Source organism: Rhodoferax sp., from assembly GCF_028689305.1.
In the GTDB taxonomy this organism is placed as follows: Bacteria; Pseudomonadota; Gammaproteobacteria; order Burkholderiales; family Burkholderiaceae_C; genus Rhodoferax.
Map to the genome: position 1 here is coordinate 19,125 of NZ_JAQTWM010000024.1, position 26,264 is coordinate 45,388.

A 26,264-nucleotide genomic window follows, 5' to 3' on the forward strand; every position below is an offset into this window, starting at 1 on the left:
ATTGATTACTTCAGGTCTTCGGCAATCACCGCGACAATACGCTGCACATCGGCCACAGCGGCGCTGGAGCCATCTGCATTCTGAACCGATACGGTCGTCGCATTCCCCTGGCTGACCACGGACACCCGGTATTTCTGGGGAGCACTGTCAGGCTTGGAAGAGCTGAACAATTTGCTCAGGAAGCCGGGTTCGGTTTTGTCCGTCACCGGGGCAACGTAGCGCACAAAGTAAATGCCTTTGCTGCGGTCGCGGTCTTCTACCGTGAAATTGGTGCGGTCCAGCGCCAGACCGACCCGGCGCCAGGCGCGATCAAAACTATCTTCGATTTGCACCACGGGTTGTCCGTTGACCGTAGCGATCCGGGTACTGTTTTTGACCGCACCTGCCGCCACCAGTGCTTTCGATTGTTCTTGCGTCACACCCAGCTTGACCATCAAGCGCCGCAGAAATTCTGCTTCCAGCTCGGGGTCGGTGGCACGAGGCTGCCACATTGTCTGGTCTTTTTGCGTGGTGCTGTAGACCTCGATCATGCCGCGATGGCTGATGAAAATGTCGGTACCGCCTGTGGCATTGCGTTCAAGGCGGGTGCGGAACTTGTCACGTTCCCCAGTAGAGTACAGCGAGTCAAATATTTTGCCCAAGGTTTCACGGATCACGTCTTGTGGCAATTTCGCCCGGTTTTCAGCCCAATCGGTTTCCATGATGCCCAGGTTGGTCTGATCCATGGTCAGCAGAAAGCCGTTTTCCTGCCAGAAGTCCTTGATCGGCTCCCACAGCTTGTCAGCCGGGCGATTCACCACCAGCCAACGTTGAGTTCCTGCGCGTTCAATACGCACGTCACCCAAAGCAACAGCGGCGGTCGGTATCGCTTGACTCGTGGCCTGTCCCAACTGATAACTTGACGCCGTTACCGGGGCTCCCGGCACAGCGTAACGGCTTTCACGCGAAAGTTGTGTCAGGTCCGGCGGGACTTCAAGCGTTGGGGCTTTGCCCGCGCTTTTATAGTCAACTTTGTCGCCCTGGAGTGTGGAACACGCGCTCAGTGTAAGTGTCAGACCGAGAGCGGCAAGTCTGGAGAATGGATTCACAAAAATTCCTTCGGGAAAAAGTTTGACAGTTGAACCGGACTACAACAAGCCCGCAGCGCGCATGGCACCTTCAACAATGGGTTCATTCGCCGGTGTCAGCGGCGTCATGGGCAAACGCAGGGTTCCGCCGCACAAATTCATGCGGGCGACTGCCCACTTGACCGGAATCGGGTTGGCTTCGACAAACAGATGTTTGTGAAGGGGCATCAGCTTGAATTGAATTTCCATAGCTCGGCGGGTGTCGCCTGCAATGGCGGCCATGCACAGTTCATGCATCAGGCGGGGGGCTACATTGGCCGTCACGCTGATGTTGCCTTGACCACCGCAGAGCATCAGTGCCACAGCGGTTGGATCATCTCCTGAATAAATGGCAAAACCCTTGGGGGCTTCGCGGATCAACCACTGCGCCCGGTCAATGTTGCCGGTGGCTTCCTTGATGCCCACAATGCCAGGGACTTGAGCCAGGCGCAACACGGTTTCATGGGACATGTCTGCCACCGAGCGGCCAGGGACGTTGTACAGGATGATTGGCAGGTCAACCGCTTCCGCAATGGCTTTAAAGTGCAGATACTGACCTTCCTGGGTCGGTTTGTTGTAATAAGGTACAACCTGCAGTTGGCAGTCAGCGCCGACTTTTTGGGCAAACTTGGCCAATTCAATCGCTTCGGCAGTGCAATTGGCGCCGCAACCGGCCATGACGGGAACCCGCCCGGCTGCCTGCTCCACAGCAACACGAATGATTTCACAATGCTCTTGCACGCTCACGGTGGGCGACTCGCCAGTGGTTCCAACCACGCCGATGCAATCCGTACCCTCGGTGATGTGCCAATCGACCAGTTTACGTAGCGCCGGGTAGTCCACACTGCCGTCTGGCAGCATCGGGGTGACCAGGGCAACAATGCTGCCAGTGATGGGGCGGGCGAAAGAAGTCATCGTGTGGGTGTTGTGGAGGTTAACGGGTTATTTTAGCGAGAGTGGATGACGCACCGGCTCCCGGTTTTCCCCGGGGTCGATGGTTGGTGCCATGGCTGCAATGCGTTGTACAAAACGCTCCGGCTGTGGCAAAAAGCCGTTTTCATAAGCCACGACGTGCAGGCCCTGGCAAGTCTGAAGCAGTTCTGCGGGCTGCAGTAAGAAATCGGGTCTGGACGGTTTGCCAACAGTCTCGTTGCCGCAGGCGAACGTTTCGTAGAGCAGCAAGCCACCGGGGGCCACACTCTGCACGATGGTTGGCAACAGAGATCGCCACAGGTAATTGGTGACAACCACCACATCAAATGGCTGCGGTACGCCGGCCTGCATCAAAGGCCAAGGGCCATTTTCAATGTCGGCTTGAAGGCAGGTTCCATATTGGCCGGCTACGGCGATGGCTTCGGCAGAGCGGTCAATCCCCATGGTTTCGCATCCCAGTGTGGCAAACCAGGCCATGTGTCGGCCGTAGCCGCAAGCAATGTCCAGCAACCGACCTCGTGGTTTGGCCAGATGCGACCAGCGGCGCACCCAGTCGGATGGTTCACCAGCACCGTGCAGGGGCGCCTGGGTGTGAGGAACAAGGGCCGCCAGGGTCAAAAGCAACTCCACAACTGGTTGGCCAAAGTCATCATGAAATCAGGTTGGCCATACATGGCAAACACCAAGGCGAATAACCCCAACATCAACGCGTAGAAAAGGAATTTGACGCCGGGTTTCATGAATTCAGCCGGCTTGTGGGGCCGGTGCACGAATGATCGCGGCCTCCTTGACGGGCAGATTGACCAACGCCGCCAGCACACCCAAGGCAATGGCGATATACCAGACGATGTCGTAACTGCCGGTTCGGTCATAGAGAAAACCGCCAAGCCAGACCCCCATGAACGAGCCGATCTGATGGCTGAAAAACACAAAACCGCTAAGCATCGACAAATGGGCCACGCCAAAAATCTGCGCTACAACCGCGTTGGTGGGGGGAACAGTCGACAACCATAACAACCCCATCACCGCGGAGAATACATACACAGTCATGGGGGACAGGGGCACCAGCAGAAACACGCTGATCACGGCTGCCCGGGTCAGGTAAATGAAGGCCAGGATGTTTTTCTTTGGCATGTGCTGACCCAAAACACCTGCTGCATAGGTACCAAATACGTTGAACAGCCCGATCAAGGCCAATGAGTAGCTCGCCACCTGGGGCGACAGGCCGTGGTCTTTCAGGTAACTCGGCATGTGCACACCAATGAACACCACCTGAAAGCCGCAGACAAAATAACCCGCTGTCAGCAATTGGAAACTGCGGTACCGAAAGGCCTCGCGCACGGCTTGCATGATGGATTGTTCGCGGAAATGACCTGCACCGTCCCTGAAATGGGGTTCCCGCAACCACGCAGCCAGCGGCATCATCATGAGTGATGCAAAGGCCAGAACCACCAAGGCCTGTTGCCATCCCAGGTTGCTGATTAAGAGACCCTCGGTGGGCACCATCAGAAACTGGCCAAATGAGCCGGCAGCGGCGGCGATGCCCATGGCCCAGGAACGCCGGTTGGCCGGAACATTGCGGCCAATCACGCCATACACAATGGCGTAAGTGGTACCGGCTTGCGCGAGCCCGATCAGCACGCCGGTGGTCAAGGAGAACAACAGCGCCGAACTGGCGTAGGCCATGCCAACCAAACCCAGTGCATACAGCACGGAGCCGCCCAGAATGACCCGGAAAGCACCAAACCGGTCGGCCAGCATGCCGGCAAAAATACCTGAAAACCCCCACACCAGATTCTGGATTGCGATGGCGAAGGCAAAGGTTTCACGGCTCCAGTTCTGGGATTGTGTGACGGGTTGCAGCCACAAGCCAAAGCCGTGGCGAATGCCCATGGACAGTGTGACGATGGCGGCACCGCAGACCAGGATCTGGTTGATGGAGAGGCGTTGAGCGTGTTTGGACATCTCTGGAATATAGCCAATCGGCAAGCCTCTGGTCCCCAGTCGGGCTATTGGCAGCAGCTGGGTTTCTGTGGTGGCTGTATTTACATCCAGTTGTTTTATCGTCAAAAGATTACAATGATCGACTATGGCAGTGAAACCCAATACCGAATACTCAGAGAGATCCATCCGTGTCCTCAAGGGGCTGGAGCCGGTCAAGCAGCGTCCGGGCATGTATACCCGCACCGACAACCCCTTGCACGTTATCCAGGAGGTGCTGGACAACGCTGCAGACGAAGCCTTGGCGGGGCATGGTCGCAAGATCAAGGTGGTTGTGCACATGGACGGCTCGATCAGCATTGAAGACGATGGCCGTGGTATTCCGTTCGGTCTACATCCTGAAGAAAACGCGCCGGTGATCGAACTGGTATTCACCCAACTGCATGCGGGCGGCAAGTTTGACAAGGGCAAGGGTGGTGCCTATAGCTTCTCAGGCGGTCTGCATGGCGTGGGTGTCAGTGTGACCAATGCACTCAGTACCCGGCTGGAGGCCACCACCTACCGCGAAGGCAAGGTGGCACGATTGGTTTTTGCCGGTGGTGACGTGCTTGAACCTTTGACCGTGCGTCTGGCGGCGGAGGGTGACCGCAAGTCTGGAACCACCGTGCGGGTCTGGCCGGATGGCAAATATTTCGAATCCCTGGCCTTTCCGATGCTTCAGCTGGCGCATCTGCTGCGTAGCAAGGCCGTGCTGATGCCGGGTGTCACCGTGACGTTGGTCCAGGAAAAGACCAAAGAGACACAAACCTGGGTTTACAAAGGGGGATTGCGTGACTACCTCACGCAGACCATGCCTGCCGAGCCTGTGATCCCGTTGTTTGAGGGTGAAGGGTTTGCTGATGCCCAGAATGAAACCTTTGCTGATGGCGAAGGGGCTGCCTGGTGCGTGGCGTTCACCGAAGACGGTCAGCCGGTGCGTGAGAGTTATGTCAATCTGATTCCCACCAGTGCTGGCGGCACCCATGAACTGGGCTTGCGCGACGGCTTATTCAATGCTGTCAAAAGTTTTATTGAATTGCACTCGTTACTGCCCAAGGGCGTCAAGCTGCTGCCCGAGGATGTCTTTGCCCGTGCCAGCTATGTGCTGTCGACCAAGGTGCTGGACCCGCAGTTTCAGGGGCAGATCAAAGAGCGGCTCAATTCGCGTGACGCCGTGCGGCTGGTGTCCGGCTTTGTCCGTCCGGCATTGGAGCTGTGGCTGAACCAGAACGTGGAATATGGCAAAAAATTGGCCGAGATGACCATCAAGGCGGCTCAGTCACGTCAGAAAGCCGGGCAGAAGGTTGAAAAACGCAAAGGTTCCGGTGTGGCCGTGCTGCCGGGCAAGTTGACCGACTGTGAAAGCCGCGACATTGCCGATAACGAGGTGTTTCTGGTTGAAGGAGATTCGGCCGGTGGCAGTGCCAAGATGGGGCGCAACAAGGAAAGTCAGGCCGTTCTGCCGTTGCGTGGCAAGGTGCTCAACACCTGGGAAGTTGAGCGCGATCGCCTGTTTGCCAACACTGAAATTCATGACATTGCGGTGGCGATTGGTGTCGATCCACACGGACCAGGTGACACCCCCGACCTGAGCGGCCTGCGTTACGGCAAGGTCTGCATTCTGAGTGATGCGGACGTAGACGGTTCACACATTCAGGTGCTGCTGTTAACGCTGTTTTTCAAACATTTCCCCAAGCTGATCGAAGCCGGTCATGTGTTTGTGGCGCGCCCCCCGCTGTTTCGGGTGGACGCGCCAGCGCGTGGCAAAAAGCCGGCATCCAAGGCGTATGCGCTGGACGAAGGTGAGCTGACGGCCATTCTGGACAAACTGCGCAAGGAGGGGGTGCGCGAAGGGGCCTGGACCATCAGCCGTTTCAAAGGTCTGGGCGAAATGAATGCTGAGCAGCTGTGGGACACCACCCTCAACCCCGATACCCGGCGTCTGTTGCCAGTGCAACTGGGCAGCTTCAGCCAAGACCAGACGACTCACCTGATGACCAAGCTGATGGGCAAGGGCGAAGCGGGTGCGCGCCGGGAATTGATGGAACTGCATGGTGATTCGGTGGAGATCGATGTGTGATGGCCACCGAAACTGCCATGGTGCCCCATTTTTTCAATAAAAACAGCATTTACCCCACGTGTTTATTTGGTTTGTTGCTATTTTTTTTGATTAATTTCGCGCATGCAGATGTCTGGACCTATATTGACGAAAAAGGCGTGGCTCACTTCGCACCCGAACAGCTGGATGCCCGTTATGAGGTTTTTTTCCGAGGTGGTGATGGGGTAACTCAGCCAGCGGGTGTATCGCCACCGAACTTGCTTGATCTGGACACCCGGACCACCCCGGCGCCGGCCGGAACCTCTCGGGTTGTGACTTATTTTGAAATTTCACCAGGGGTCAAAGCGGTCAGGCACCATGTGCGTGAAGCGTCGCGTAGTTTTCAGATTGACTTTGAGTTGCTGCAGGCCATCATTGCCACCGAATCCGGGTTTGATCCCCGGGCAGTGTCCCCCAAAGGGGCGATTGGTTTGATGCAACTGATGCCGGCGACCGCCGAGCGTTTTGGGGTTGTGGCTGATAAGAAGACATCGGTCGAGAAAAAACTCGCGGACCCATCCATCAATATTCGTGCGGGCAGCCGTTATCTGAATTATCTGCTGGGCCTGTTCGCGGGGCAGGTGGAACTGGCGGTGGCTGCTTACAACGCGGGGGAAGGTGCGGTTCAGCGTGCAGGTAATCGTATTCCCAATTTTTCCGAGACCCAGAATTACGTCAAAACCGTGATGCAGCTTTACCAGTTGCTCAAACCTCCGGCCCAACTGGTTGGGCGCAGGGGGGCCGCCAATTCGGCTGGTGGACGTGTTCAGATGACGATCGGCGGCGCGGTCAATCGCGGCGCCATGCCACCAACGCTGTTGCCCCTGGGCTCGGCGCTGACTCTTATCGCCAACAGAAACTATGACTGACCAACTTTTCACTGATCTTTCAGCCTCGGCACCGTCCGATGGTTTTGATGATGCGCTCAACCTGGCCAGCTACGCCCAGCGCGCTTATCTTGAATATGCCCTGAGTGTGGTCAAAGGCCGCGCATTGCCTGATGTGTGTGATGGCCAGAAACCTGTGCAGCGCCGTATTTTGTATGCCATGAGCCGGATGGGTCTTGGCTTTGGCGGGGCCAACGGCAATGTGGGGGCCAAGCCAGTCAAGTGCGCGCGTGTGGTGGGTGATGTGTTGGGGCGGTTTCACCCGCATGGTGATCAGGCAGCCTATGACGCGCTGGTGCGCATGGCGCAAGACTTCAGCCAGCGTTACCCACTGATCGACGGCCAGGGTAACTTTGGTTCCCGTGATGGCGACGGCGCTGCAGCCATGCGTTATACGGAAGCCCGGCTGGCCAAGATCACCAGTTTGCTGCTGGATGAAATTGACGAAGGTACGGTGGACTTCATCCCCAATTACGATGGTAGTACCGAAGAACCCCGTCAGCTGCCGGCGCGTCTGCCGTTTGCCTTGCTCAACGGGGCCAGCGGGATTGCTGTCGGTTTGGCGACGGAAATTCCTAGCCACAACCTGCGTGAAGTCGCTGACGCTTGCGTGGCGCTGATCAAATCCCCCGAGATGTCGGACGATGAACTCTTTGCTCTGTTGCCCGGGCCAGATTATCCCGGTGGTGGCCAGATCATCAGCAGCGCCAGCGATATCGCCGATGCCTATCGCAGTGGCCGCGGTTCACTCAAATGCCGGGCACGCTGGAAGATCGAGGAACTGGCCCGCGGGCAGTGGCAACTGGTTGTGACCGAGCTGCCACCTGGCGTGAGTACCCAGCGGGTACTGGAAGAAATTGAAGAACTCAGCAACCCAAAAATCAAGGCTGGCAAGAAAGCGTTGTCGCTGGAGCAAAACCAACTGAAGGCCACGCTGCTGTCGGTGCTGGACGGCGTGCGTGATGAGTCCAGCAAGGATGCCGCCGTGCGCCTGGTGTGTGAACCCAAGACCAGCAAGATCGGCCAGCAGGAATTGATCAATACATTGCTCGCGCACACCAGTCTGGAGACCAGCAGTCCGATCAATCTGACCATGATTGGGATGGATGGGCGGCCCACACAAAAGTCGCTGCGCCAGATGTTCACCGAGTGGATAGCCTTCAGGCAGACCACCATTGAGCGGCGCTCGCAGCATCGCCTGAACAAGGTACTGGACCGTATCCACATCCTGGAGGGCAGGGCGCTGGTACTGCTCAACATCGACGAAGTGATTGCCATCATCCGTCAGGCTGATGAGCCCAGGGTCGCCTTGATTGAACGCTTTCGATTGTCGGAACGACAGGCCGAAGACATTCTTGAAATCCGTCTGCGTCAGTTGGCCCGTCTGGAAGCCATCAAAATCGAACAGGAGCTCTCCAGCCTGCGCGATGATCAGAAAAAGCTCGAAGAGATATTGGGGAGTCCGGCAGCTTTGCGTCGCTTGATGATTCGGGAAATCGAAGCGGATGCCAAAACCTTTGCCGACCCCCGTCGCACCCTGCTTCAGGCAGAGAAAAAGGTGGTGCTTGAAATCAAGGTAGTGGATGAGCCGGTGACTGTCGTGGTCAGTCAGAAAGGCTGGGTACGCACACAGAAGGGTTGGAGCAAGGACCGTGCAGGCAATGCAGGTATGGCGCCAGCCGAGTACAGCTTCAAGTCAGGCGATGCGTTGTATGGCACGTTTGAATGCCGCACGGTGGATAACTTGCTGGCTTTTGGCAGCAATGGTCGTGTTTATTCGGTGGCGGTGTCTTTGTTGCCGGGGGGGCGTGGTGATGGTCAGCCGATCACCAGTTTGATCGAACTGGAAGCCGGAACCCAGTTGTTGTACTACTTTGCCGGTCCACTCAACGCCAGTTTGCTGATGTCCAGTTCGGGTGGTTATGGATTTGTAGCGTCCGTGGAGAGCATGGTGTCGAAATTCAAGGCGGGCAAGGCTTTTGTTACTGTCAATGATGGTGAGGTTCTGTGTCGACCATCCGTGGTGTTTTGTGACGCAGGTGCCGCACCGCCGGCCCCAGCCACCCATGTGGCCTGCGCTTCGACCGGTGGACGGATTTTGACGTTTGAGATCACTGAACTTAAAACCATGGCTCATGGCGGGCGTGGTCTGATGTTGATTGATCTGGAGGCCAAAGACGCTTTGGCGGGTGCGGCAGCCTACACCCGGAGTGTGCGTATCGAAGGTGTTGGCCGGGGAGGCCGGGCACGCGACGAAACGCTGGAGATCCGCAGTTTGAACAACGCACGGGCGGCGCGCGCTCGCAAGGGCAAACTCGCCGATCTGGGTTTCAAACCAGTGACCGTGACACGCGTTGAATGAGACCTGTCAACACAGGTATGGCGCCAGGTGAATCATCACCAGCTTCAGCTTTCCCTGTGAGGCTGCGTGTGCGGATTAAAGATTTTTTTGAATTTGAGCGCCGGCTTTTCTACCAGATGCCAGGAAACCACCGCTAGGGGAACTGTGATCAGCATCGTGATGGCAAAGAGCAGAAGAGGAGACTGGACCGGCATCGAATGCACAATGGCCTGTTGTACTGGGAAAGCATACAAATAAATGCCATACGAATAATCGTTGGGAAGAGGCAGGTGCAGTTGCAGATACCTGTGAAAGCCTGTGGTAAGAACCACATACCCAAGCGTGATGGCGAAGATGAAATGAATCCACCCATGCTGCCTGAAATAGTAATAAACAAGCAGGCAAATGACTGCATAAGAAATTTTGCAATCGATGTGATCCCTGTTGACGTAAACCAAGGTGCCAAAAATGAAACCCATGAGGGGGACATACATGACGGCATTCCAGTCGCCAGGAATGAGCAGCATACCAACAGGCTCTTTGGCGTACAGCAGCAGACACGCTATCATCAACGCATTAAAAGCCGATCGATTTGAGACGAGACCACTGACGCCGACGAGCAACAGCAGCAAATAGGCATAGACCTCATATCGCAATGTCCATATCGAACCATTGACGGACATCGAAAAACCACCAGCCTCAGAAAATACCCCTGGCAAGCCTTGATTCAGCTTAAATAAAAGGTTGTCTTCCACATAACGCCGTACTTCATCACGGACAAGGTAGTCCGTCGGGTTCAAGGTGGTGTAAAACGGGCCCAAAACAAAGGCACTTAGCAGCAAGACAATTATCAGTGCGGGATACAGGCGTAACGCCCGCGCTGCAAAAAAGCCGACAACACTTTTCGAACGGTTGAAACTCTGTGCTACCAGCAGTCCACTGATGACAAAAAAAATAAAAACCGATAAAAAGCCAAGCGTCACATTACCGGTCAGTTTGAACAGCGGTTCAGAGGGGAGTTGCCCGGTGAAGTTGTAAGAGTGTGAAAGTGCGACGGCAGAAGCTGCGATCAGTCTCATCAGGTTGAGATTATTTTGGCGTCCATCAATCAGATCTGCAAATTTCATTTGTTCTTATTAATGAAAACCGGGGTTCAGTTCCGCAATCGCAGGGAGGGTATGGCGAGTCCGAACTCAAATAGACCAAGAACGTGAACGATGAGTGGTCAGTTTGTGTCGGCATGAGGCGGGTATCGTACTACGCCATGGGCGTCGTATGGTGATGACGCGCCCAAGAAAGACAAAACCCCCAAGCATTCGCACACTTGGGGGGTGAATCATTTGGCTCCTCGACCTGGGCTCGAACCAGGGACCTACGGATTAACAGTCCGGCGCTCTACCAACTGAGCTATCGAGGAACAAGACCAAAATTATAAAACGACTTTTAATGCATTTCGTTTGGCCGAGTTATAAAAACACAAAATTTTGCAGTGGTGATTTTTGGTGAAAAGATGAGAAAGTTGTGGCATAATACTAGGCTTTCCTGCAAAGGAAAAAGGGCGGTTAGCTCAGGGGTAGAGCACAGCATTCACACTGCTGGGGTCGGAGGTTCGAAGCCTCCACCGCCCACCAGAATTTGAAAAGGACTTGGCGTTGGCCAAGTCCTTTTTTTTCGTCTGTTTGTGCGGTTGAATGCTGGCAAGGCCGTCAGATGAGGTGTTATGGAACACGTTGATTGTGTGGTGGTGGGGGCGGGTGTTGTTGGTCTGGCGGTCGCTCGGGCTTTGGCGCTGGCGGGGCGTGAGGTGTTGGTGCTGGAGGCCGCTGCTGCTATCGGCACCGGAACGAGTTCGCGCAACAGCGAAGTGATCCATGCTGGCATTTATTACCCTCAGGGCACATTAAAAGCCAGCTTGTGTGTGCAGGGCAACGCATGGCTTTATGACTACTGCACAGTGCGTGGTATCAGTCATCAGCGCTGCGGCAAGCTGATTGTGGCGACCTCTGCGGCGCAGCTGGAACAACTCGAGCTGATTCGGGATAAGGCTGTGTGCAACGGGGTGTTGGATCTGGTGTATTTGACCGGAGAAGAGGCTCAGCGCCTGGAGCCTAAGTTGTGTTGCGAAGCAGCCCTGCTTTCGCCCAGCACCGGCGTGGTGGACAGCCATGCCCTGATGCTGACGTTACAGGGCGATCTGGAGAACGCTGGTGGCATGGTGGTGTTGAATTCAGCAGTGCGGCGTATGGGCCGTGTGTCATCGACAGTGGTGTTGGAGACTGCTGACGGCTCCTCACTCTGTGCCAGTCTGGTTGTCAATGCTGCTGGCCTGGGGGCGCTTGATCTGGCGCGGCAGTGTGTCGGTCTGGCGCCGCAGTATGTTCCGCAAGCCTTTTATGCCAAGGGTAATTATTTCACCCTGGCCGGACGTTCTCCTTTTTCGCACCTGATTTACCCGGTGCCGGAGCAGGCTGGTTTGGGGGTACATCTGACAGTGGATCTGGGCGGACAGGCCAAGTTCGGCCCGGATGTGCAGTGGGTGGCCTCTGCCGATGATCTGATGGTTGACCCGGCGCGGTCCAACGCGTTTTACGCGGAAGTGCGCAAATACTGGCCCGAGTTGCAGGATGGCGCCTTGCTGCCAGGCTATGCCGGGATTCGGCCGAAGGTCAGCGGGCCAGGTGAACCTGCTGCTGATTTCATGATTCAAGGTCCAGCCAGCCATGGGGTTGCGGGGTTGGTGAACCTGTTTGGCATCGAGTCTCCCGGACTGACCGCAGCCTTGGCCATTGGGCAATATGTGGTCGATATGAATTTGCTATATTAAATATAGCTAGCTATTAAGTAAATACGTGGGCTAGAAGGTTTTTTTAATCAAAGAGGCAGCACTCTTGACGAGCCCTGGCCCTTGATAAATCAAACCGGTATAGATCTGCACCACGTCGGCTCCCGCCTGGATCTTGCTCACTGCGTCTTGTGCACTCATGATGCCCCCCGTGCCGATGATGGGGAAATGCTTGCCCAGCGCAGCACGCAATTGACTGACGACATGATTGCTCACGGTCAGCACTGGCGCACCTGACAAGCCACCGGCTTCGTCCGCGTGCGGCAAACCTTTGACCGCTTCGCGGCTCAGTGTGGTGTTGGTGGCAATGACCCCCCAGGTGTTGTTGACCTTTCCGGCGCTGTCGGCGCCGTAGCGTTGCAGTGTTTGAGCAATCACGGTGATCTGATCGACATCGAGATCAGGTGCAATTTTCAGAAAAATCGGGATTTGTTTGCCATGCTGTTGCGCCAGCAATTCACGCCGCTCGGAAATGGCGGCGAGCAAGGCATCAAGCGCATCGTCGTTTTGCAGGCTGCGCAGGTTTTTGGTGTTCGGGCTGGAGATGTTGACGGTGACGTAATCCGCATAAGGGTAGACCCCGTCCAGGCAGGTCAGATAGTCATCGGTCGCCCGTTCGATCGGGGTGGCGGCATTTTTGCCGATATTCAGCCCCAGCAGCATGGGTGCACGGTCGTCGTCACTGGTCCCGCGCTGCTGGTAGAGCCTGGATTGCTTGACATTGGCAATAAAGGCCTGCAGTCCGTCATTGTTAAACCCCAATCGGTTGATGAGCGCGCGAGCCTTGGGCAGGCGGAACATGCGCGGCTTGGGATTGCCACTTTGCGCCAGCGGGGTTACCGTGCCCACCTCCAAAAAGCCAAAACCCATGGCGCCCAGGCCGTCAATGCAACGGGCATTTTTGTCCAATCCTGCTGCCAGACCGACCCGGTTGGGGAAGGTCAGACCAGCCAATTCCAGCGGGTCATCCACGCGTGAACTGCCATAAGCCCACTGCAGGGCCGAGCCCTGCGTTCGCGCCAGCGCAGCGATGGTGAGCTCATGAGCGGCTTCGGGGTCCATGCCAAATAAAAAGGGGCGCGTCAGCGCGTAGGGGACGAGAGCCATTGGATAATTCCTGAAAATAAACCGATCAACCAGCCGGATTTTCCCAGATGACTCAGCCTCCCACTTCTTCCGTCGCAACTTTGTCCCAGGATGACCTGAAAACCCTGGTTGGCCAGGCAGCGTTGCGTTATGTTGTACCTGGTGACATTGTGGGTGTGGGCACCGGCTCCACCGTCAACAAATTCATCGATGCATTGGCGGGCATGAAGGACCAGATCAAGGGGGCTGTGTCAAGCTCACTGGCCAGTACCGAGCGTCTGCAGGCCTTGGGTATCCAGGTGTTTGACAGCAATGATGTGGCTGAGCTGTCGGTTTATATCGATGGTGCCGACGAAATTGATCATCAGGGGTACATGGTCAAAGGAGGGGGGGCAGCGCTGACCCGTGAAAAAATTGTCGCGGCGCAGTCGCGTCAATTTGTCTGCATTGCCGACGAATCCAAGTTGGTGCAGACACTGGGCAGGTTTCCGCTGCCGGTGGAGGTGATTCCGATGGCCGCGCAGCGCATCATGCGGCAATTCGAAGCCATGGGCGCGCAGGCGCGATTGCGGCTCAAGGATGGCGCTCCCTTGGTGACCGACAACGGTCAGCACATTGTGGATGTGACAGGCCTGCAGATCACAGATCCGCTGGCGTTTGAAACGCAGGTCAGCCAATGGCCCGGTGTGGTGACGGTTGGTGTTTTTGCACACCAGAAAGCCCAAGTCTGCCTGTTGGGCACAGCCACTGGGGTGAAGACTCTGACTTTCTAGGCAGTCTAGGCAGCGCCGCTGTTTTTGGGCTAGGCGGACGGGCGCAGCCAGTTGCGCATCAACGTCGTTTTGATAACGTCCTTGCAGGCATTCGCCTGAACTTTCAGGCACACCTGCGTGTGAGGAATTTCCTCATGCCAGCCGTGTTGTGGATAACTGATGTCCTTGCGGCGCATGATGGTTTGTCCCTGTGCCAAGCCTTCGGTGGCGACCCGGACTCGGCCGGTTTGCAGAGTGAACAATTCGGGGTTGGTCAACACCACAAAAGCCAGCACGTCGTGGCCGTAACAGCCATGAACCTGGCCCACGATCTGATCGTGCTGACTGTAAAAAGCACTGTAAAAATCCACCGCGTGGTACAGCGTATCGGTGGCTACATGCTGATGGTGTTCCGCAATGGATTTGAACAGGGCTAACGGCAGGATCACTTGGTGTGTGACATCCAGACCCACCATGATCAAGGGCCAGCCAGCGGTAAACACGACATCGGCGGCGTGAGGGTCGTTCCAGATATTGGCCTCTGCCACAGGTGACACATTGCCGGCTTCCAGCACGGTGCCGCCCATCAGAATGACTTCGCGTACCAGCGTGGGCAACTCGGGTGCCAGGGCCAGTGCCGCCGCCAAATTGCCCAGTGGTCCGACCGCGACCAGTGTGATCTGGCCAGGATATTGGCGGGCCATGTCAACCATGAACTGGGCTGATGATCTGGTATCCAGTTGGCCCGTGGCATCAACCCGGCGAGGCAAATTACCCAGACCATCCACGCCGTGAATATAGGTCGGCGGTGCTTCCGCTGTCTTGACCATTGGCTGGCTTGCTCCCAGGGTGACCGGGATGGCGCGTCCGGTCAGGGTGCAAAGGTATAACGCATTGATGGCCGCTTGCTCCACATGGACGTTGCCAAAAGTGGTGGTGATGCCGACCACGTCAATGTCTGGATGCGCCAAGGCATAGTACAACGCCATGGCGTCGTCCACGCCTGGGTCGGTGTCAAAAATGACTTTGCGGGGGAAAGAGGATGTCATGGATTTACCGGTCAGTAGGGCTGGGCAGGCCACAATAGTCATACAAGGCTTGCCGCCGTGAAGATGCGAATTCACCTTGGCTGAGCAGAAATGTATCAACCGCGCTTGAGTTTGGCACGCTTGACTGTGCGCCGTTGCGCGTGCAGGCCAGCGCTGCCGCGGCACTGGCTTGCCGCAGCGCTTCCTGTGGTGCCAGTCCACGGCTCAATGCAGCCACCAGTCCGCCACAAAAAGTGTCACCAGCGCCGGTGGTGTCCAGTGCCTCAATGTCAAATGCCGGCTGGACAAAATAGTCATTATCCAGACGGGCGGCGCAACCGCGATGTCCCAAGGTGACCACGACGCCCGGTACCGCTAGTTGCCGCAAATTGCTGGCGACATTGCCTGGGTGTTCCACCAGGGTAGAGAGTTCCCCTTCATTGACGATCAACAGGTCAAGCGCGTCCAGAAGGGGGGCAGGCAATGGCTGGGCAGGGGCAGCATTGAGGACCACCTTGATGCCCTGGGCTCTGGCCGCTTGCGCATACGCCGTGACGGTGCTTATCGGTATCTCAAGCTGCATCAGCAGGTGGGTGAATCCGGTGAGATCGGGCAGATGGTTGGCCTGCAGACACAGATTGGCTCCGGGGGCCACGGTGATAGCATTTTCGGCGTTGTCCGCAACGCAGATGAAAGCACATCCTGTAGGCTGGTTGGTGCAGTCGATCCTGTGGATCTGCACATTGGCGTCTCTCAAGGAAGCCTGCAGTGGTTCGGCGTAAGCATCCTGCCCCAGAGCCAGCAGCATGTGAGTCGCCACACCACCCGCCCTGGCACAGGCTACGGCTTGATTGGCACCTTTGCCACCAGGGTAGGTTTTGAATTCCTGCCCCATCACGGTTTCACCCGGACCGGGAATGTGATGGGCGCGGACCACAAAGTCCAGATTGGCGGAGCCGGCAACCAGAATCATGATGATTTTTTTGAACAAGTGAAGGGTCGTGATTATGAGTGCTGGACAAAGTGGTCCAAAATCGTGGCATAGTCATTGCTGGCTTAGCGGTGCCCCTTCTTGTTCGGGGTTGTGTACCACTTTTGAAAGAGATTTGTCATGACTGTGAAATTCGTTTTTTCTCTTCGACTGAGTGTTCTGGCTTGTGCATGTGCCACCAGTTCTGCGTTGTGGGCCGAGCCCGCTGTTGTGTTTGACATGGGAGGCAAGTTTGATAAGTCGTTCAACGAAGCAGCATTTAACGGCATGGAAAAGTGGAAAAAGGAAACCGGCAAAAACTACCTCGAGTTTGAAATTTCCAACGAATCCCAGCGTGAGCAGGCTTTGCGTCGCATGGCCGAGCGTGGTGCCAGTCCGATCATTGGGATTGGCTTTGGTCAGGCCTCTGGCATTGAGAAAGTCGCCAAGGAATTTCCAAAACTGAAGTTCGCGATCATTGACATGGTCGTGAATCTGCCCAACGTGCAATCGGTGGTGTTCAAGGAGCAAGAGGGCAGTTTCCTGGTTGGCACCATGGCTGCGTTGGCCAGCAAGACTGGCAAGGTGGGGTTTGTCGGTGGTATGGATATTCCGCTGATTCGCAAATTCCAATGTGGCTACGAGCAGGGGGCCAAGTATGCCAACCCGAAAACAGAGGTGTACGCGAACATGACCGGCACCACAGGTGCTGCTTGGAACGACCCGGCACGTGGAGGTGAATTGGCCAAGGCGCAGTTTGCCAAGGGGGCCGATGTGGTGTTTGCTGCAGCGGGTGGCACCGGTATCGGTGTGTATCAGGCCGCCAAGGACAGTGGCAAGCTGGCCATTGGCGTGGACAGCAACCAGAACCATTTGCAGCCCGGCACCATGCTGACTTCCATGCTCAAGCGGGTTGATGTGGCGGTGTATAACGTGGCCAAGGCGCATACCCCTGGTGTGGCGGTGCTGGGTCTCAAGGAAAACGGTGTTGACTATGCCCTGGACCAGCATAACGCCAAGCTGGTAAGCGCTGACATGAAGAAGAAGGTCGAGGCGGCCAAGGCGGACATCATCAGCGGCAAGATCAAGGTTGCCGACTACATGGCGGACAACGCCTGCAAGTACTGAGCCTGGAGCAAATTGGTCCTCCGTTAGTCAGACAGCCAAACTGCATGGCAGAGACGACCGCGCCCGCAGTGCGCATGACTGGGATTCACAAGCATTTTGGAGCGGTTGCTGCCAATGCGGATGTCTGCCTGAATGTGACTGCAGGCACGGTACATGGCATCGTGGGTGAAAACGGTGCAGGCAAAAGCACCCTGATGTCCATTCTGTATGGGTTTTACCAGGCTGACAGCGGGTTGATCGAGGTATCGGGCAAACCTGCAGACATTCGCAATGCCGATGACGCCATTGCGCTGGGTATTGGCATGGTGCATCAGCACTTCATGCTGGTGGATACACTCAGTGCGCTCGACAACGTGATGTTGGGAGCGGAGCCACATTGGCTCCTGAAACGCGCTGACACACAGGTGCGCAGCAAGCTCATGGCCCTGATGGAGTCTACCGGCTTGCATATTTCCCTTGACACCTTGGTTGCAGATTTGCCGGTGGGGGACCGCCAGCGCCTGGAGATTCTGAAAACTTTGTACCGTGGTGCCAGGATTCTGATTCTGGATGAACCCACCGCTGTCTTGACGCCACAGGAGACAACACAGCTGTTTGCTGTATTGCGGCGTTTGCGTGATCAGGGAACCACCCTGATTCTGATCACCCACAAGCTCAAGGAGGTGATGGCCTTGTGTGACAGGGTGACGGTCATGCGGGAAGGTCGGGTGGTGGAAGACATACCGATCAAAGCTGCGTCGGTAGAAGGACTGGCGTTGGCCATGGTGGGGCGACGGGTTAACATGGGCCGCTCGCTTGATGATGTGGCGGTGACTGGCGAGGTTGTCTTGCAGGCCACCCACCTGTCTGTCACTGACAGCATGGGCGTACATCGACTCAAAGACATTAGCCTGACTCTTTGCGCTGGCGAAATTGTGGGGGTGGCCGGGGTTTCTGGCAATGGGCAAAGTGAATTGATGGATGTCCTCTGTGGCCTATTGGTCCCCAATCAGGGACAGATGCGGCTGCTGGACACGTCGTTTGAGAGCGCCCATTGGCTCGACCCTGACACCGCGCGTGAGTTGGGTCTGGCGCATGTGCCGGAGGATCGACAGGCACGTGCACTGGTGATGGGATTTGCCGCTTGGGAGTCGGCTGTTCTGGGGTATGACGATTTGCCCGAATACGCCACGCATGGCTGGATGAACCATGCCCATATGCGCCAGGCGACCGCCGACATGATGACGCGTTTTGATGTCAGGCCACCGGACGCGGAACTGCTTTGCAGCAAATTCTCTGGCGGTAACCAGCAAAAACTGGTGCTAGCTCGCGAGCTGGGGCGCGCGCCCAAGGTTCTGCTGGTAGGGCAGCCGACACGCGGCGTAGACATCGGCGCCATTGAATTCATCTACACCCAGCTGCGTGCTCTGCGCCAGGCTGGGTGTGCCGTTCTGGTCGTGTCCAGCGAGCTTGATGAGATTTTGGCACTGGCTGACCGGGTACTGGTCATGAACCAGGGGCGAATTGCGGGTGAGCTGCCCATTGCAGAATGCTCCGAATCCGCACTGGGTTTGCTGATGACGGGTGATAACGCATGAAAACTTTGCCTCGTTGGGCGGATCTGGCTTTGCTGCCGCTGGTGAGTCTGCTGGTGGCCTTGCTGGCGGCGGGGGGGGTGGTCGCCTTGGTCGGGCAGGAGCCACTGGTGGTGATTCAGGTCCTGTTGCATGGCGCATTTGGGACTGCCAGGGGCTTGAGTTACACGCTCTATTACGCCACCACCTTTGTGTTTACCGGTCTGGCGGTTGCGGTGGCATTCCATGGTGGCCTGTTCAACATCGGTGGGGAAGGGCAGGCCATCATGGGGGGATTGGGCACAGGTTTGGTGGCCCTGTGGTGGTCGGCTTTTTTGCCGGCTTGGCTGATGTTGCCGCTGATGATGGTCTCGGGCGCCCTGTTTGGCTTGGCCTGGGCGGCAGTGCCCGCCTACCTGCAAGCCTACCGGGGGAGCCATGTGGTGATCACCACCATCATGTTCAACTTCATCGCCAGCAGTGTGCTGGTGTATCTTCTGGTGAACCATTTACGACCCAGAGGTACGATGTCGGTGGAGAGCGCTGAATTTGCTGACTCTGCCAAATTACCGGGCATGCACCAGGCCCTCGCTTGGGTGGGCATCGATTGGCCGGCCTCACCTTTGAATCTGAGCGTGGTACTGGCAGCGTTGGCGTCGGTGCTGATCTATCTTTTCCTGTGGCACACCCGCGCCGGGTATCGACTCAGGGCGGTGGGAACAAGTCCGGGGGCTGCGGAATACGCCGGCATCAAGGCGCGGCATCAGGTGTTGATCTCCATGTCGATTTCAGGGGCCTTGGCTGGTCTGGTGGGCATGAACGAAATTGCCGGTGTCAATGGCAAGTTGCTGCTGGAGTTCGTCAGTGGTGCTGGGTTTACCGGTATTGCCGTGGCACTGATGGGGCGCAATCATCCGCTGGGCATCGTGTTGGCGAGTGTGCTTTTTGGTGCCTTGTTTCAGGGCGGAGCCGAGGTCGCCTTTGAGGTGCGCGGCTTCAGCCGCGATATGGTCGTGATGTTGCAGGGTTTTATTGTGCTTTTTTCCGGTGCCATGACTTATGTGATCGCTCCCTTGTTGGCACGCGTGTTGGGCTGGATAAGCCGGACTGAAAAGGCTGCGACAGGAGTTGTCCATGGATGAAGCCTTGTTGGGCGCCATGCTGGCGTCCACCTTGCGGGTGTCTACCCCGTTGATTTTTTGCGCCTTGGCCGGTTTGTTGTCCGAGCGCTCAGGCGTGGTAGATATTGCGCTGGAAGGCAAGATGTTGTTGGCAGCTTTTGCCGCGGGTGCCTGTGGCGCCGCTTTGGGTTCCACCCTGCTGGCCATGCTGGCTGCGATGGCCGTAGCGATCAGCATGTCCTGGGTGCATGGCCTGGCGTGTGTCAGTCACCGAGGTGATCAGGTCGTCTCGGGCGTTGCCATCAACATCATTGCGGCAGGGATCACCGCTGTGCTTGGTGCCGCCTGGTTTGCCCAAGGCGGTCAGACGCCTCCCGTGTCAGCTGATGTGCGAATTCAGACCCTGTGGCCGGGTGTGGCCGCAGCCGTGCGTGGATGGCCGATGCTAGGTGCGGTGTTGGGGGACGGCATTCTGGGCCATAACGCGCTGGTCTATCTGGCGCTGCTGCTGGTGCCGCTGGTCTGGTGGTTGTTGTTCAGAACCCGTTTTGGCTTGCGCTTGCGCGCAGTAGGCGAAAACCCGCAGATGGTGGACGCGGCGGGGGTGTCGGTCCTGCGCCTGCGTTATACCGCGCTCACTTTGAACGGTTTGTTGTGTGGGCTGGCAGGCAGTTATCTGGTGCTGGCACAAAGCGCCAGTTTTTCCCAGAACATGACGGCGGGGCGTGGGTTCATGGCTCTGGCCGCTTTGATTTTTGGTCGCTGGCACCCGGTCAGGGCACTGTGGGCTTGCCTGTTGTTCGGCTTTCTGGATGCAGCGGCGATTCGCCTGCAAGGCGTTGAGATCCGTGGCATTGGTGAGGTGCCGGTGCAAGTGATCCAGGCGCTGCCTTACGTTTTGACTGTGGTGTTATTGGCTGGTTTCATGGGCAGGGCTGTCGCACCCAAGGCCTTGGGAATACCCTATATCAAAGAACGGTGAACGATGGAAGGTTGCTCAGATGCGTCGTGCGTCAAGCGCCTTGGCCAGATTGGTTGCCACCGGCAACGGTTCGGCCCCCCAATGTGCTGCCAGCAGCTCGGCACACAACACCGAAAAACTCAGCCCCCTTGAACCCAGACCCGTACAGACCCACAAGCTGGGGTTGTCGCCATCATCCAAGGGCCCGACCAAGGGCAAGCGGTCTGTTGTGACGCAACGGATATTTTTCCAAGCGTTGATCGTGCCAGAAGTAAAAGCCGTTTCAAGCGTTTTGGCCAACGTGGGCAGCAGCTGTTGCAGATGCTCAAGATTGCGGACGTGGTTGTCCAGATCGCAGCGCTCCGTCTGTTGCTCGGGTTGATAAGTCGACCCCATGAACCAGGCCAGCCCCTGCTCAGTCGGGATTGGGGGCACCAGGCTGCTGAAGCCGTTGACTGGAAAAGGCGGAAATACCTCTTGTGCGTTGTTGTGCTGCGCCCAGCTGAGCAAGCCGCGCATGCCCTGCATGGTTGGCAAAGCGTGGATGTGGTCTGCCAGCTCTTTGTTTTGTGCGCTCAGTTTGGCCAGCAGGTCGCGGACTCCACAGGCGTTGGCCAGCACCACTCGTTCCGCACTGCACAGCCGTTGGCCGGCTCCGTCCAGCAGATGCCAGATGCCCGCGTCCTTTCGCAGCTCGCACACTCGGGCATGACCCTGAAAAACGACGCCAGGCAGACTGAGCCATGCCTGTACCAGGGCCGCGGGTTTGAGCCAGCCTCCTTTCGGATGCCACAGACCCGGGCCCAAGTCACTTCTACCGCTGTATTGGGGGGCATCGGCTCCTGCGACAGTCCAATCGGCACCCTCTGTGGGCCATGACGCTGGCAACTGGGGAGTGCCGCCCACCTGCCGTTCCAGTACACCGCTGGCAGACCAATCGTGACCTTCTTGCAGCAGCTGTTGGGCCTGTTGCAGCATCAGCCGCACGCCGGCACGCGACAGACGCGACAACACGCAGTCGTCACTCGATACATGAGGTACCACCAGGCCCACTGGTAATCCGGAGGCCCCCGCAGCTGGCGTTGCGGCTTGATCCAGCACCTGTACCTGCCAGCCGCGCCGGGACAGGGATGCCGCGACACTGGCGCCAGCCAGGCCGGCGCCAATGACCGCGCAGCGTTGAACTGGCAGCGCTGCGGTGCTGATGCGACGGGTCTGCTTCAGCGTCCAAGATGGGGCAAAGTGCGCCTTCAGCTCAAAGGGCGCTGGTTGAAGCGTGTCTGGGGGCTCTGAGGCAAGGACAAAGCCGCACTGCTTGAAATGACCGTACCAGCCACCTGTGTCTGCCCCGGCTGGCCACTGACCATGTAGGGTGGTTCCGCGTCGGCAGCAGCGCGCCAGTGCCTTGACGGACCACAATACATTGGCGTCAAAGGCAGCGGCATGCTGCGGTTGTGGCCATGTCAGCCGGACTGCATCTGCCTGGAATGACTGCTGGCGCAGTGACTGCGTGGCATCACCGACACACAGGGTCAGAATGATCCGCCCTTCGGACAGCAAAAAGCGGTGAAAGCCGGGTAACAAACCAAACCACTGATTGGCCAGGGTTTGTGCCAGAGGCAGCAGGAGGGCGTTGATTTGGCCCGCATCAAGCAATTGCCTGGCGGTTGGCGCAGCAGGGCACAGAGCCACAAAATGCAGCACCCGTGGGCGATCAGCATCGTCCAGCCAGTGACGCCAGGTGTTTAAAAAATGCTGCCCGTGATGGAAATGGGTGTCAAGAACACACCAGCTGGGCAAGTTTTGCCAGTCAGGCATGGGTTTGAGAAAAGGCCCGCCATCAGCTACTTGCCCGCCTGGGGGCATGGGCGTCACGCAGATGGGGGAACATACCCCTGGGCGGCATCCGCTCCACCGCCAAAAAAGTGATTTTCCATCTGGCGCGCCAGATATTGCCGCGCCCGGGCATCGGCCAGATTCAAGCGGTTTTCATTGACCAGCATCGTCTGATGCTTGAGCCATTGAGCCCAAGCTTCCTTGCTGACACTCTCCCAGATGCGTTTGCCCAGTTCACCAGGATAGGGGGGAAAGTCCAGCCCCTCAGATTCGATACCCAGTTTGATGCATTTCACAGTGCGCGCCATGACTAACCTTTGATGTGTCTAACAAAAGGCTAACTTTAGCAAGCTTTTGGCGTTACGCGCGCGCTGAAGTAAAATCCGACCCTATGGCAAAAGCAGATACCAAAACCAAAATCGTGGCCGATGGCCTGCGTTACAAATCCAAAGTGTCGGGTTCACCCTTCACAGCGGCGACCTCCTTTGGTGCAGCAACCATGTCCTGTTTCCTGTGTGGCAAACACCGCGCCCGCTCCCAGATGGTTTCCAAGAAGATTCTGGGTAAATCGCAGGCTGTTTGTTCACCCTCCTGCAAAGCGCTGGACGAGGCTTCCAAATAAACATGTTCCCGGGTCTGGGTGCCTGACCAGGCACCACGCCAGTTTTTGCATGGCGAGATGCCGTCGGCGCGGGGCACGGCGGCACATCTGTTGACTCAGCCCGTTACAGCACAGCGCTGGCGGGATGTTCACCACGCTCATACACCACGTGTGCACGGCCAACCAGCAATGTGTCCAGCGTCCCGATATTGTTCAGATCCTTGTTGCTGTAGGGCAATTTGTGCAGAACGTAACGCATGGCATTGAGCCGAGCACGCTTTTTGCAGTCTGACTTGATCACTGTCCAAGGGGCGTCGGCAGTGTCGGTTTCAAAGAACATGGCTTCCTTGGCCTTGGTGTAGTCGTCCCATTTGTCCAGTGAGGCCAGGTCAATCGGGCTGAGCTTCCACTGTTTGAGCGGGTGCAATTCCCGCTCTTTGAACCGGCGGCGCTGCTCCTTGCGACTCACGGAAAACCAGAACTTGATCAAGTGAATGCCACTTTGCACCAGCTGGCGCTCGAACAACGGTGCTTGATGGATGAACTGCTGGTACTCTTGTTCGGTACAAAACCCCATCACACGTTCCACTCCGGCGCGGTTGTACCAGGAACGGTCAAACAGAACGATTTCGCCTGCGGTGGGCAGATGTTGCACATAGCGCTGAAAGTACCACTGCCCGCGCTCGGCATCAGATGGCTTTTCCAGGGCGACCACGCGGGCGCCGCGCGGATTCAGGTGTTCCATGAAACGCCGGATGGTGCCGCCCTTGCCAGCCGCGTCGCGCCCCTCGAACAGGATGACAATGCGCTGCCCGGTTTCCTTGGCCCAGCTTTGCAGTTTGAGCAACTCCACCTGCAGTTTGTATTTGTCGGCCTCATAGTGCTTGCGCGACATGAGGTTTTTGTAAGGGTAGCCACCGGTGCGCCAGTCGCTGGCCAATTCATCATCGGGTTTGGTGGACTTGCCATTGGGATTGCGCTGGCTGTCGAGCAGCATCTGGCGAATCGCTGCCACATCGTCTGGCGAACTGCCGGCCAGCAGCGTCTTGAGTGCCTCCACCTTGTCGTCGGTGCTGGCCAGAATGGTTTTCACCGCGTGTTTTTTGCTGGTTTGCGCTGCATCGATATTGGCCTGGACGGCGCGCCTGGTGACTCCTGCGGTAGTTCGGGCGCCGCTGGTGTCTCCCCGCGCCGCACGGCGCACCCGCGCGCGGGTGCTGGCCTGCCGCTGTGGCTTTTCCAGAGGTGGTTCGGCAGCACTATTGGTTGCGCTTGGCTGGGTGATCTTGAGATGGGTCATGAGATGTCTTGATGGTGCTGCGGACATTGTCAAACCAGCTCAAACGACCTTCCTTGACTCAGGTCAATCGTCAACGACTTTGCGCCCGGCGCTGATGTGGCCTGAAACAACTGGATCAGCTGATTTTTTTCACCAACACCTGGCTCTTGCGATCCCAGTTGTATTTGCGTTTGCGCGCCTCAGGCAGCCAGTCGGGGTCAACCTGCACAAAGCCGCGCTTGATGAACCAGTGCATGGTGCGGGTGGTCAGCACAAAAATGCTGTCCAGCCCGGCCAGTTTGGCGCGTTGCTCAATGCGCTTGAGCACCCGCTCGCCGTCACCCTGGCCTTGTACCTGGGGCGACACCGTCAACGCGGCCATTTCTGCCGTGCGCGCCTCCGGGTAGGTGTAGAGCGCCGCGCAGGCAAAAATCACGCCGTCATGCTCAATCACGGTGTACAGGCCCACATCACGCTCGATCTCGGTGCGGCTGCGTTTGACCAGCGTGCCATCTTTCTCAAACGGTTCAATCAGTTGCAGAATGCCACCTACATCGTCCACGCTGGCTTCACGCAGGCTTTCCAGCTTTTCATCGACCACCATGGTGCCGATGCCGTCGTGCACATAAACTTCCAGCAAGATCGAGCCGTCCACCGCAAACGGAATGATGTGGCTGCGCTCCACGCCACCCTTGCAGGCTTTGACACAGTGCTGCAAATAAAACGCGGTGTCGCTGGGTTTGTCGGCAGCGGGCAAGTCGGCCAGCAGCTTTTCAGCGGCGGCCAGCGGCAGCTCGGTGTCGATCGGGTTGTCTTCGCTGACCGGTTGGCTGACATCGGTGGCAATGCCCGGCACTTCGGTCACAAAAATCAGCTTGTCGGCTTGCAGCGCGGTGGCAACCGAGGTGGCCACTTCTTCCATCGTCAGGTTGAAGGCTTCGCCCGTGGGCGAGAAACCAAATGGCGACAACAGCACCAGCGCCCCCATGTCCAGCGAACGCATGATGCCGGCCGTGTCGATCTTGCGCACCAGCCCCGAGTGCTGAAAATCCACGCCCTCCACAATACCCACCGGCCGTGCGGTCAAAAAGTTGCCTGAAATCACCCTCACCGTGGCACCGGCCATGGGGGTGTTGGGCAGCCCCTGGCTGAACGCGGCCTCGATTTCGTAGCGCAACTGGCCAGCCGCTTCCTGCGCGCAGTCCAGCGCGATCTCGTCCGTGATGCGAATGCCCTTGAAGTAGCGCGGCGTGTGGCCTTTGGCCTTGAGCTGCTCGTTCACCTGGGGCCGAAAACCGTGCACCAGCACCACCTTCACCCCCATGCTCTGGATCAGCGCCAGGTCTTGCGCCAGATTGGGCAGCTTGCCCGCCGCAATGGCCTCGCCACACACGCCCACCACAAAGGTCTGGTTGCGAAACTTGTGGATGTACGGTGCCACCGAGCGGAACCAGGGCACAAAGGTGAAGTTGAAGATCAAGGACATAGGGGCAGTAGGGGCTTGGAAACCGGTGAATCGGATGCAAAAAGTGTATCAGTCAGCGCGCCGCGCCATGCAGCACCTGCCGCCCGTTCAAAAGGACGGTGTGTGCGACCTTTACCGTTCGCGCAAACGATCCAGCTGCACTTGCAAGTCAGCTGCATTGAGCATGCCAAAGTGGGCATCCACGCGCTTGCCCGTGGCATCAAAAAACAAAGTGGTGGGCAGGCCCCGGGAGCCAGCGGCTGGCCCCAGGCGGCTGGTCGGGTCAAGCCAGACATT

General features: G+C 57.4%; 22 protein-coding genes and 2 tRNA genes. 11 read left to right on the top strand and 13 right to left on the bottom strand.

Going from position 1 to position 26,264, the window contains the following annotated elements:
* Window positions 1-5: 5 nt before the first annotated feature.
* The 4 genes from bamC to PHW99_RS07290 form a co-directional block, all read right to left on the bottom strand.
* Window positions 6-1,088, bottom strand: a complete 1,083-nt coding sequence (bamC, locus tag PHW99_RS07275; protein ID WP_300175217.1) for an outer membrane protein assembly factor BamC — start codon at window positions 1,086-1,088, stop codon at window positions 6-8.
* 39 nt (window positions 1,089-1,127) lie between these two features.
* Entirely contained in the window at window positions 1,128-2,021 is an 894-nt protein-coding gene (gene dapA, locus PHW99_RS07280) for a 4-hydroxy-tetrahydrodipicolinate synthase (protein WP_300175219.1), read from the bottom strand.
* A gap of 27 nt (window positions 2,022-2,048) precedes the next feature.
* Window positions 2,049-2,618: a class I SAM-dependent methyltransferase gene (locus PHW99_RS07285; RefSeq protein WP_300175257.1), complete on the bottom strand. Its 570-nt coding sequence runs from the start codon at window positions 2,616-2,618 to the stop codon at window positions 2,049-2,051.
* A 165-nt stretch (window positions 2,619-2,783) separates the two neighbouring features.
* A complete protein-coding gene (locus PHW99_RS07290) occupies window positions 2,784-4,004 on the bottom strand; it encodes an MFS transporter (RefSeq protein ID WP_300175221.1) in 1,221 nt (406 codons plus the stop codon).
* Between the two features lie 124 nt (window positions 4,005-4,128).
* Here PHW99_RS07290 and PHW99_RS07295 point away from each other — a divergent pair, with 124 nt between their 5' ends.
* The 3 genes from PHW99_RS07295 to parC all read left to right on the top strand — a co-directional run bounded on the left by PHW99_RS07295 (window position 4,129) and on the right by parC (window position 9,366).
* Window positions 4,129-6,099, top strand: coding sequence for a DNA topoisomerase IV subunit B (locus tag PHW99_RS07295; protein ID WP_300175223.1), 1,971 nt, complete (start codon window positions 4,129-4,131; stop codon window positions 6,097-6,099).
* Window positions 6,100-6,389: 290 nt separating this feature from the next.
* The gene (locus tag PHW99_RS07300; protein WP_300175224.1) at window positions 6,390-6,986 is read left to right on the top strand and encodes a lytic transglycosylase domain-containing protein; all 597 of its coding nucleotides are present in this window, start codon (window positions 6,390-6,392) and stop codon (window positions 6,984-6,986) included.
* A complete protein-coding gene (parC, locus tag PHW99_RS07305; RefSeq protein ID WP_300175225.1) occupies window positions 6,979-9,366 on the top strand; it encodes a DNA topoisomerase IV subunit A in 2,388 nt (795 codons plus the stop codon). Before PHW99_RS07300 ends, parC begins: the two co-directional genes overlap by 8 nt.
* Before the next feature lie 44 nt (window positions 9,367-9,410).
* Here parC and PHW99_RS07310 read toward each other — a convergent pair whose 3' ends face one another.
* Both PHW99_RS07310 and PHW99_RS07315 read right to left on the bottom strand, forming a co-directional pair.
* Window positions 9,411-10,472, bottom strand: a complete 1,062-nt coding sequence (locus PHW99_RS07310) for an acyltransferase (RefSeq protein ID WP_300175226.1) — start codon at window positions 10,470-10,472, stop codon at window positions 9,411-9,413.
* A 214-nt stretch (window positions 10,473-10,686) separates the two neighbouring features.
* Window positions 10,687-10,762: transfer RNA gene (locus tag PHW99_RS07315), tRNA-Asn, on the bottom strand.
* 139 nt (window positions 10,763-10,901) lie between these two features.
* Here PHW99_RS07315 and PHW99_RS07320 point away from each other — a divergent pair.
* Both PHW99_RS07320 and PHW99_RS07325 read left to right on the top strand, forming a co-directional pair.
* Window positions 10,902-10,976 (top strand) — tRNA-Val (locus tag PHW99_RS07320).
* 89 nt (window positions 10,977-11,065) lie between these two features.
* Window positions 11,066-12,169 carry an NAD(P)/FAD-dependent oxidoreductase gene (locus PHW99_RS07325; RefSeq protein ID WP_300175227.1) on the top strand — a complete coding sequence of 368 codons (1,104 nt, stop codon included), beginning with the start codon at window positions 11,066-11,068 and terminating at the stop codon, window positions 12,167-12,169.
* A gap of 30 nt (window positions 12,170-12,199) precedes the next feature.
* On the opposite strand, the gene PHW99_RS07330 is transcribed toward PHW99_RS07325, so the two are convergent.
* The gene (locus PHW99_RS07330; RefSeq protein ID WP_300175229.1) at window positions 12,200-13,294 is read right to left on the bottom strand and encodes a quinone-dependent dihydroorotate dehydrogenase; all 1,095 of its coding nucleotides are present in this window, start codon (window positions 13,292-13,294) and stop codon (window positions 12,200-12,202) included.
* Window positions 13,295-13,341: 47 nt separating this feature from the next.
* Here PHW99_RS07330 and rpiA point away from each other — a divergent pair, with 47 nt between their 5' ends.
* Window positions 13,342-14,046: a ribose-5-phosphate isomerase RpiA gene (gene rpiA / locus PHW99_RS07335; protein WP_300175231.1), complete on the top strand. Its 705-nt coding sequence runs from the start codon at window positions 13,342-13,344 to the stop codon at window positions 14,044-14,046.
* Window positions 14,047-14,075: 29 nt separating this feature from the next.
* Here the strand turns inward: rpiA and PHW99_RS07340 are convergent, their stop codons facing one another.
* Window positions 14,076-15,074 carry a nucleoside hydrolase gene (locus PHW99_RS07340; protein ID WP_300175233.1) on the bottom strand — a complete coding sequence of 333 codons (999 nt, stop codon included), beginning with the start codon at window positions 15,072-15,074 and terminating at the stop codon, window positions 14,076-14,078.
* Window positions 15,075-15,078: 4 nt separating this feature from the next.
* Window positions 15,079-16,026 (bottom strand): ribokinase, encoded by a 948-nt coding sequence (locus tag PHW99_RS07345; protein ID WP_300175235.1) that lies wholly within the window; start codon window positions 16,024-16,026, stop codon window positions 15,079-15,081.
* A gap of 138 nt (window positions 16,027-16,164) precedes the next feature.
* Here PHW99_RS07345 and PHW99_RS07350 point away from each other — a divergent pair, with 138 nt between their 5' ends.
* The 4 genes from PHW99_RS07350 to PHW99_RS07365 all read left to right on the top strand — a co-directional run bounded on the left by PHW99_RS07350 (window position 16,165) and on the right by PHW99_RS07365 (window position 20,807).
* Window positions 16,165-17,151: a BMP family ABC transporter substrate-binding protein gene (locus PHW99_RS07350; RefSeq protein WP_300175237.1), complete on the top strand. Its 987-nt coding sequence runs from the start codon at window positions 16,165-16,167 to the stop codon at window positions 17,149-17,151.
* Between the two features lie 74 nt (window positions 17,152-17,225).
* A complete protein-coding gene (locus PHW99_RS07355) occupies window positions 17,226-18,728 on the top strand; it encodes an ABC transporter ATP-binding protein (protein WP_300175238.1) in 1,503 nt (500 codons plus the stop codon).
* On the top strand, window positions 18,725-19,846 hold the full coding sequence (locus PHW99_RS07360; RefSeq protein ID WP_300175239.1) for an ABC transporter permease: 1,122 nt from the start codon (window positions 18,725-18,727) through the stop codon (window positions 19,844-19,846). Before PHW99_RS07355 ends, PHW99_RS07360 begins: the two co-directional genes overlap by 4 nt.
* Window positions 19,839-20,807, top strand: coding sequence for an ABC transporter permease (locus tag PHW99_RS07365; RefSeq protein WP_300175241.1), 969 nt, complete (start codon window positions 19,839-19,841; stop codon window positions 20,805-20,807). Before PHW99_RS07360 ends, PHW99_RS07365 begins: the two co-directional genes overlap by 8 nt.
* A gap of 15 nt (window positions 20,808-20,822) precedes the next feature.
* Here PHW99_RS07365 and mnmC read toward each other — a convergent pair whose 3' ends face one another.
* Both mnmC and PHW99_RS07375 read right to left on the bottom strand, forming a co-directional pair.
* A complete protein-coding gene (gene mnmC, locus PHW99_RS07370) occupies window positions 20,823-22,604 on the bottom strand; it encodes an FAD-dependent 5-carboxymethylaminomethyl-2-thiouridine(34) oxidoreductase MnmC (protein ID WP_300175243.1) in 1,782 nt (593 codons plus the stop codon).
* A gap of 53 nt (window positions 22,605-22,657) precedes the next feature.
* Window positions 22,658-22,930 carry an oxidative damage protection protein gene (locus PHW99_RS07375; RefSeq protein WP_300175245.1) on the bottom strand — a complete coding sequence of 91 codons (273 nt, stop codon included), beginning with the start codon at window positions 22,928-22,930 and terminating at the stop codon, window positions 22,658-22,660.
* Window positions 22,931-23,013: 83 nt separating this feature from the next.
* On the opposite strand from PHW99_RS07375, the gene PHW99_RS07380 reads away from it, so the two are divergent.
* Window positions 23,014-23,244, top strand: a complete 231-nt coding sequence (locus PHW99_RS07380) for a hypothetical protein (protein ID WP_223903793.1) — start codon at window positions 23,014-23,016, stop codon at window positions 23,242-23,244.
* A gap of 103 nt (window positions 23,245-23,347) precedes the next feature.
* Here the strand turns inward: PHW99_RS07380 and ppk2 are convergent, their stop codons facing one another.
* On the bottom strand, window positions 23,348-24,523 hold the full coding sequence (gene ppk2 / locus PHW99_RS07385; protein ID WP_300175247.1) for a polyphosphate kinase 2: 1,176 nt from the start codon (window positions 24,521-24,523) through the stop codon (window positions 23,348-23,350).
* Window positions 24,524-24,638: 115 nt separating this feature from the next.
* A complete protein-coding gene (argA, locus tag PHW99_RS07390; protein ID WP_300175249.1) occupies window positions 24,639-25,988 on the bottom strand; it encodes an amino-acid N-acetyltransferase in 1,350 nt (449 codons plus the stop codon).
* Window positions 25,989-26,264 lie beyond the last annotated feature (276 nt).

Bases quoted from the DNA above. Each gene is read 5' to 3' on its own strand.
- rpiA (WP_300175231.1), top strand. From the start codon at position 13,342: ATGACTCAGCCTCCCACTTCTTCCGTCGCAACTTTGTCCCAGGATGAC.
- mnmC (WP_300175243.1), bottom strand. From the start codon at position 22,604: ATGCCTGACTGGCAAAACTTGCCCAGCTGGTGTGTTCTTGACACCCAT.
- PHW99_RS07355 (WP_300175238.1), top strand. From the start codon at position 17,226: ATGACTGGGATTCACAAGCATTTTGGAGCGGTTGCTGCCAATGCGGAT.
- dapA (WP_300175219.1), bottom strand. From the start codon at position 2,021: ATGACTTCTTTCGCCCGCCCCATCACTGGCAGCATTGTTGCCCTGGTC.
- PHW99_RS07345 (WP_300175235.1), bottom strand. From the start codon at position 16,026: ATGATTCTGGTTGCCGGCTCCGCCAATCTGGACTTTGTGGTCCGCGCC.
- argA (WP_300175249.1), bottom strand. From the start codon at position 25,988: ATGTCCTTGATCTTCAACTTCACCTTTGTGCCCTGGTTCCGCTCGGTG.
- PHW99_RS07330 (WP_300175229.1), bottom strand. From the start codon at position 13,294: ATGGCTCTCGTCCCCTACGCGCTGACGCGCCCCTTTTTATTTGGCATG.
- PHW99_RS07350 (WP_300175237.1), top strand. From the start codon at position 16,165: ATGACTGTGAAATTCGTTTTTTCTCTTCGACTGAGTGTTCTGGCTTGT.
- PHW99_RS07310 (WP_300175226.1), bottom strand. From the start codon at position 10,472: ATGAAATTTGCAGATCTGATTGATGGACGCCAAAATAATCTCAACCTG.
- PHW99_RS07290 (WP_300175221.1), bottom strand. From the start codon at position 4,004: ATGTCCAAACACGCTCAACGCCTCTCCATCAACCAGATCCTGGTCTGC.
- PHW99_RS07325 (WP_300175227.1), top strand. From the start codon at position 11,066: ATGGAACACGTTGATTGTGTGGTGGTGGGGGCGGGTGTTGTTGGTCTG.
- PHW99_RS07365 (WP_300175241.1), top strand. From the start codon at position 19,839: ATGGATGAAGCCTTGTTGGGCGCCATGCTGGCGTCCACCTTGCGGGTG.
- PHW99_RS07380 (WP_223903793.1), top strand. From the start codon at position 23,014: ATGGCAAAAGCAGATACCAAAACCAAAATCGTGGCCGATGGCCTGCGT.
- parC (WP_300175225.1), top strand. From the start codon at position 6,979: ATGACTGACCAACTTTTCACTGATCTTTCAGCCTCGGCACCGTCCGAT.
- PHW99_RS07360 (WP_300175239.1), top strand. From the start codon at position 18,725: ATGAAAACTTTGCCTCGTTGGGCGGATCTGGCTTTGCTGCCGCTGGTG.
- PHW99_RS07340 (WP_300175233.1), bottom strand. From the start codon at position 15,074: ATGACATCCTCTTTCCCCCGCAAAGTCATTTTTGACACCGACCCAGGC.
- PHW99_RS07295 (WP_300175223.1), top strand. From the start codon at position 4,129: ATGGCAGTGAAACCCAATACCGAATACTCAGAGAGATCCATCCGTGTC.
- ppk2 (WP_300175247.1), bottom strand. From the start codon at position 24,523: ATGACCCATCTCAAGATCACCCAGCCAAGCGCAACCAATAGTGCTGCC.
- PHW99_RS07375 (WP_300175245.1), bottom strand. From the start codon at position 22,930: ATGGCGCGCACTGTGAAATGCATCAAACTGGGTATCGAATCTGAGGGG.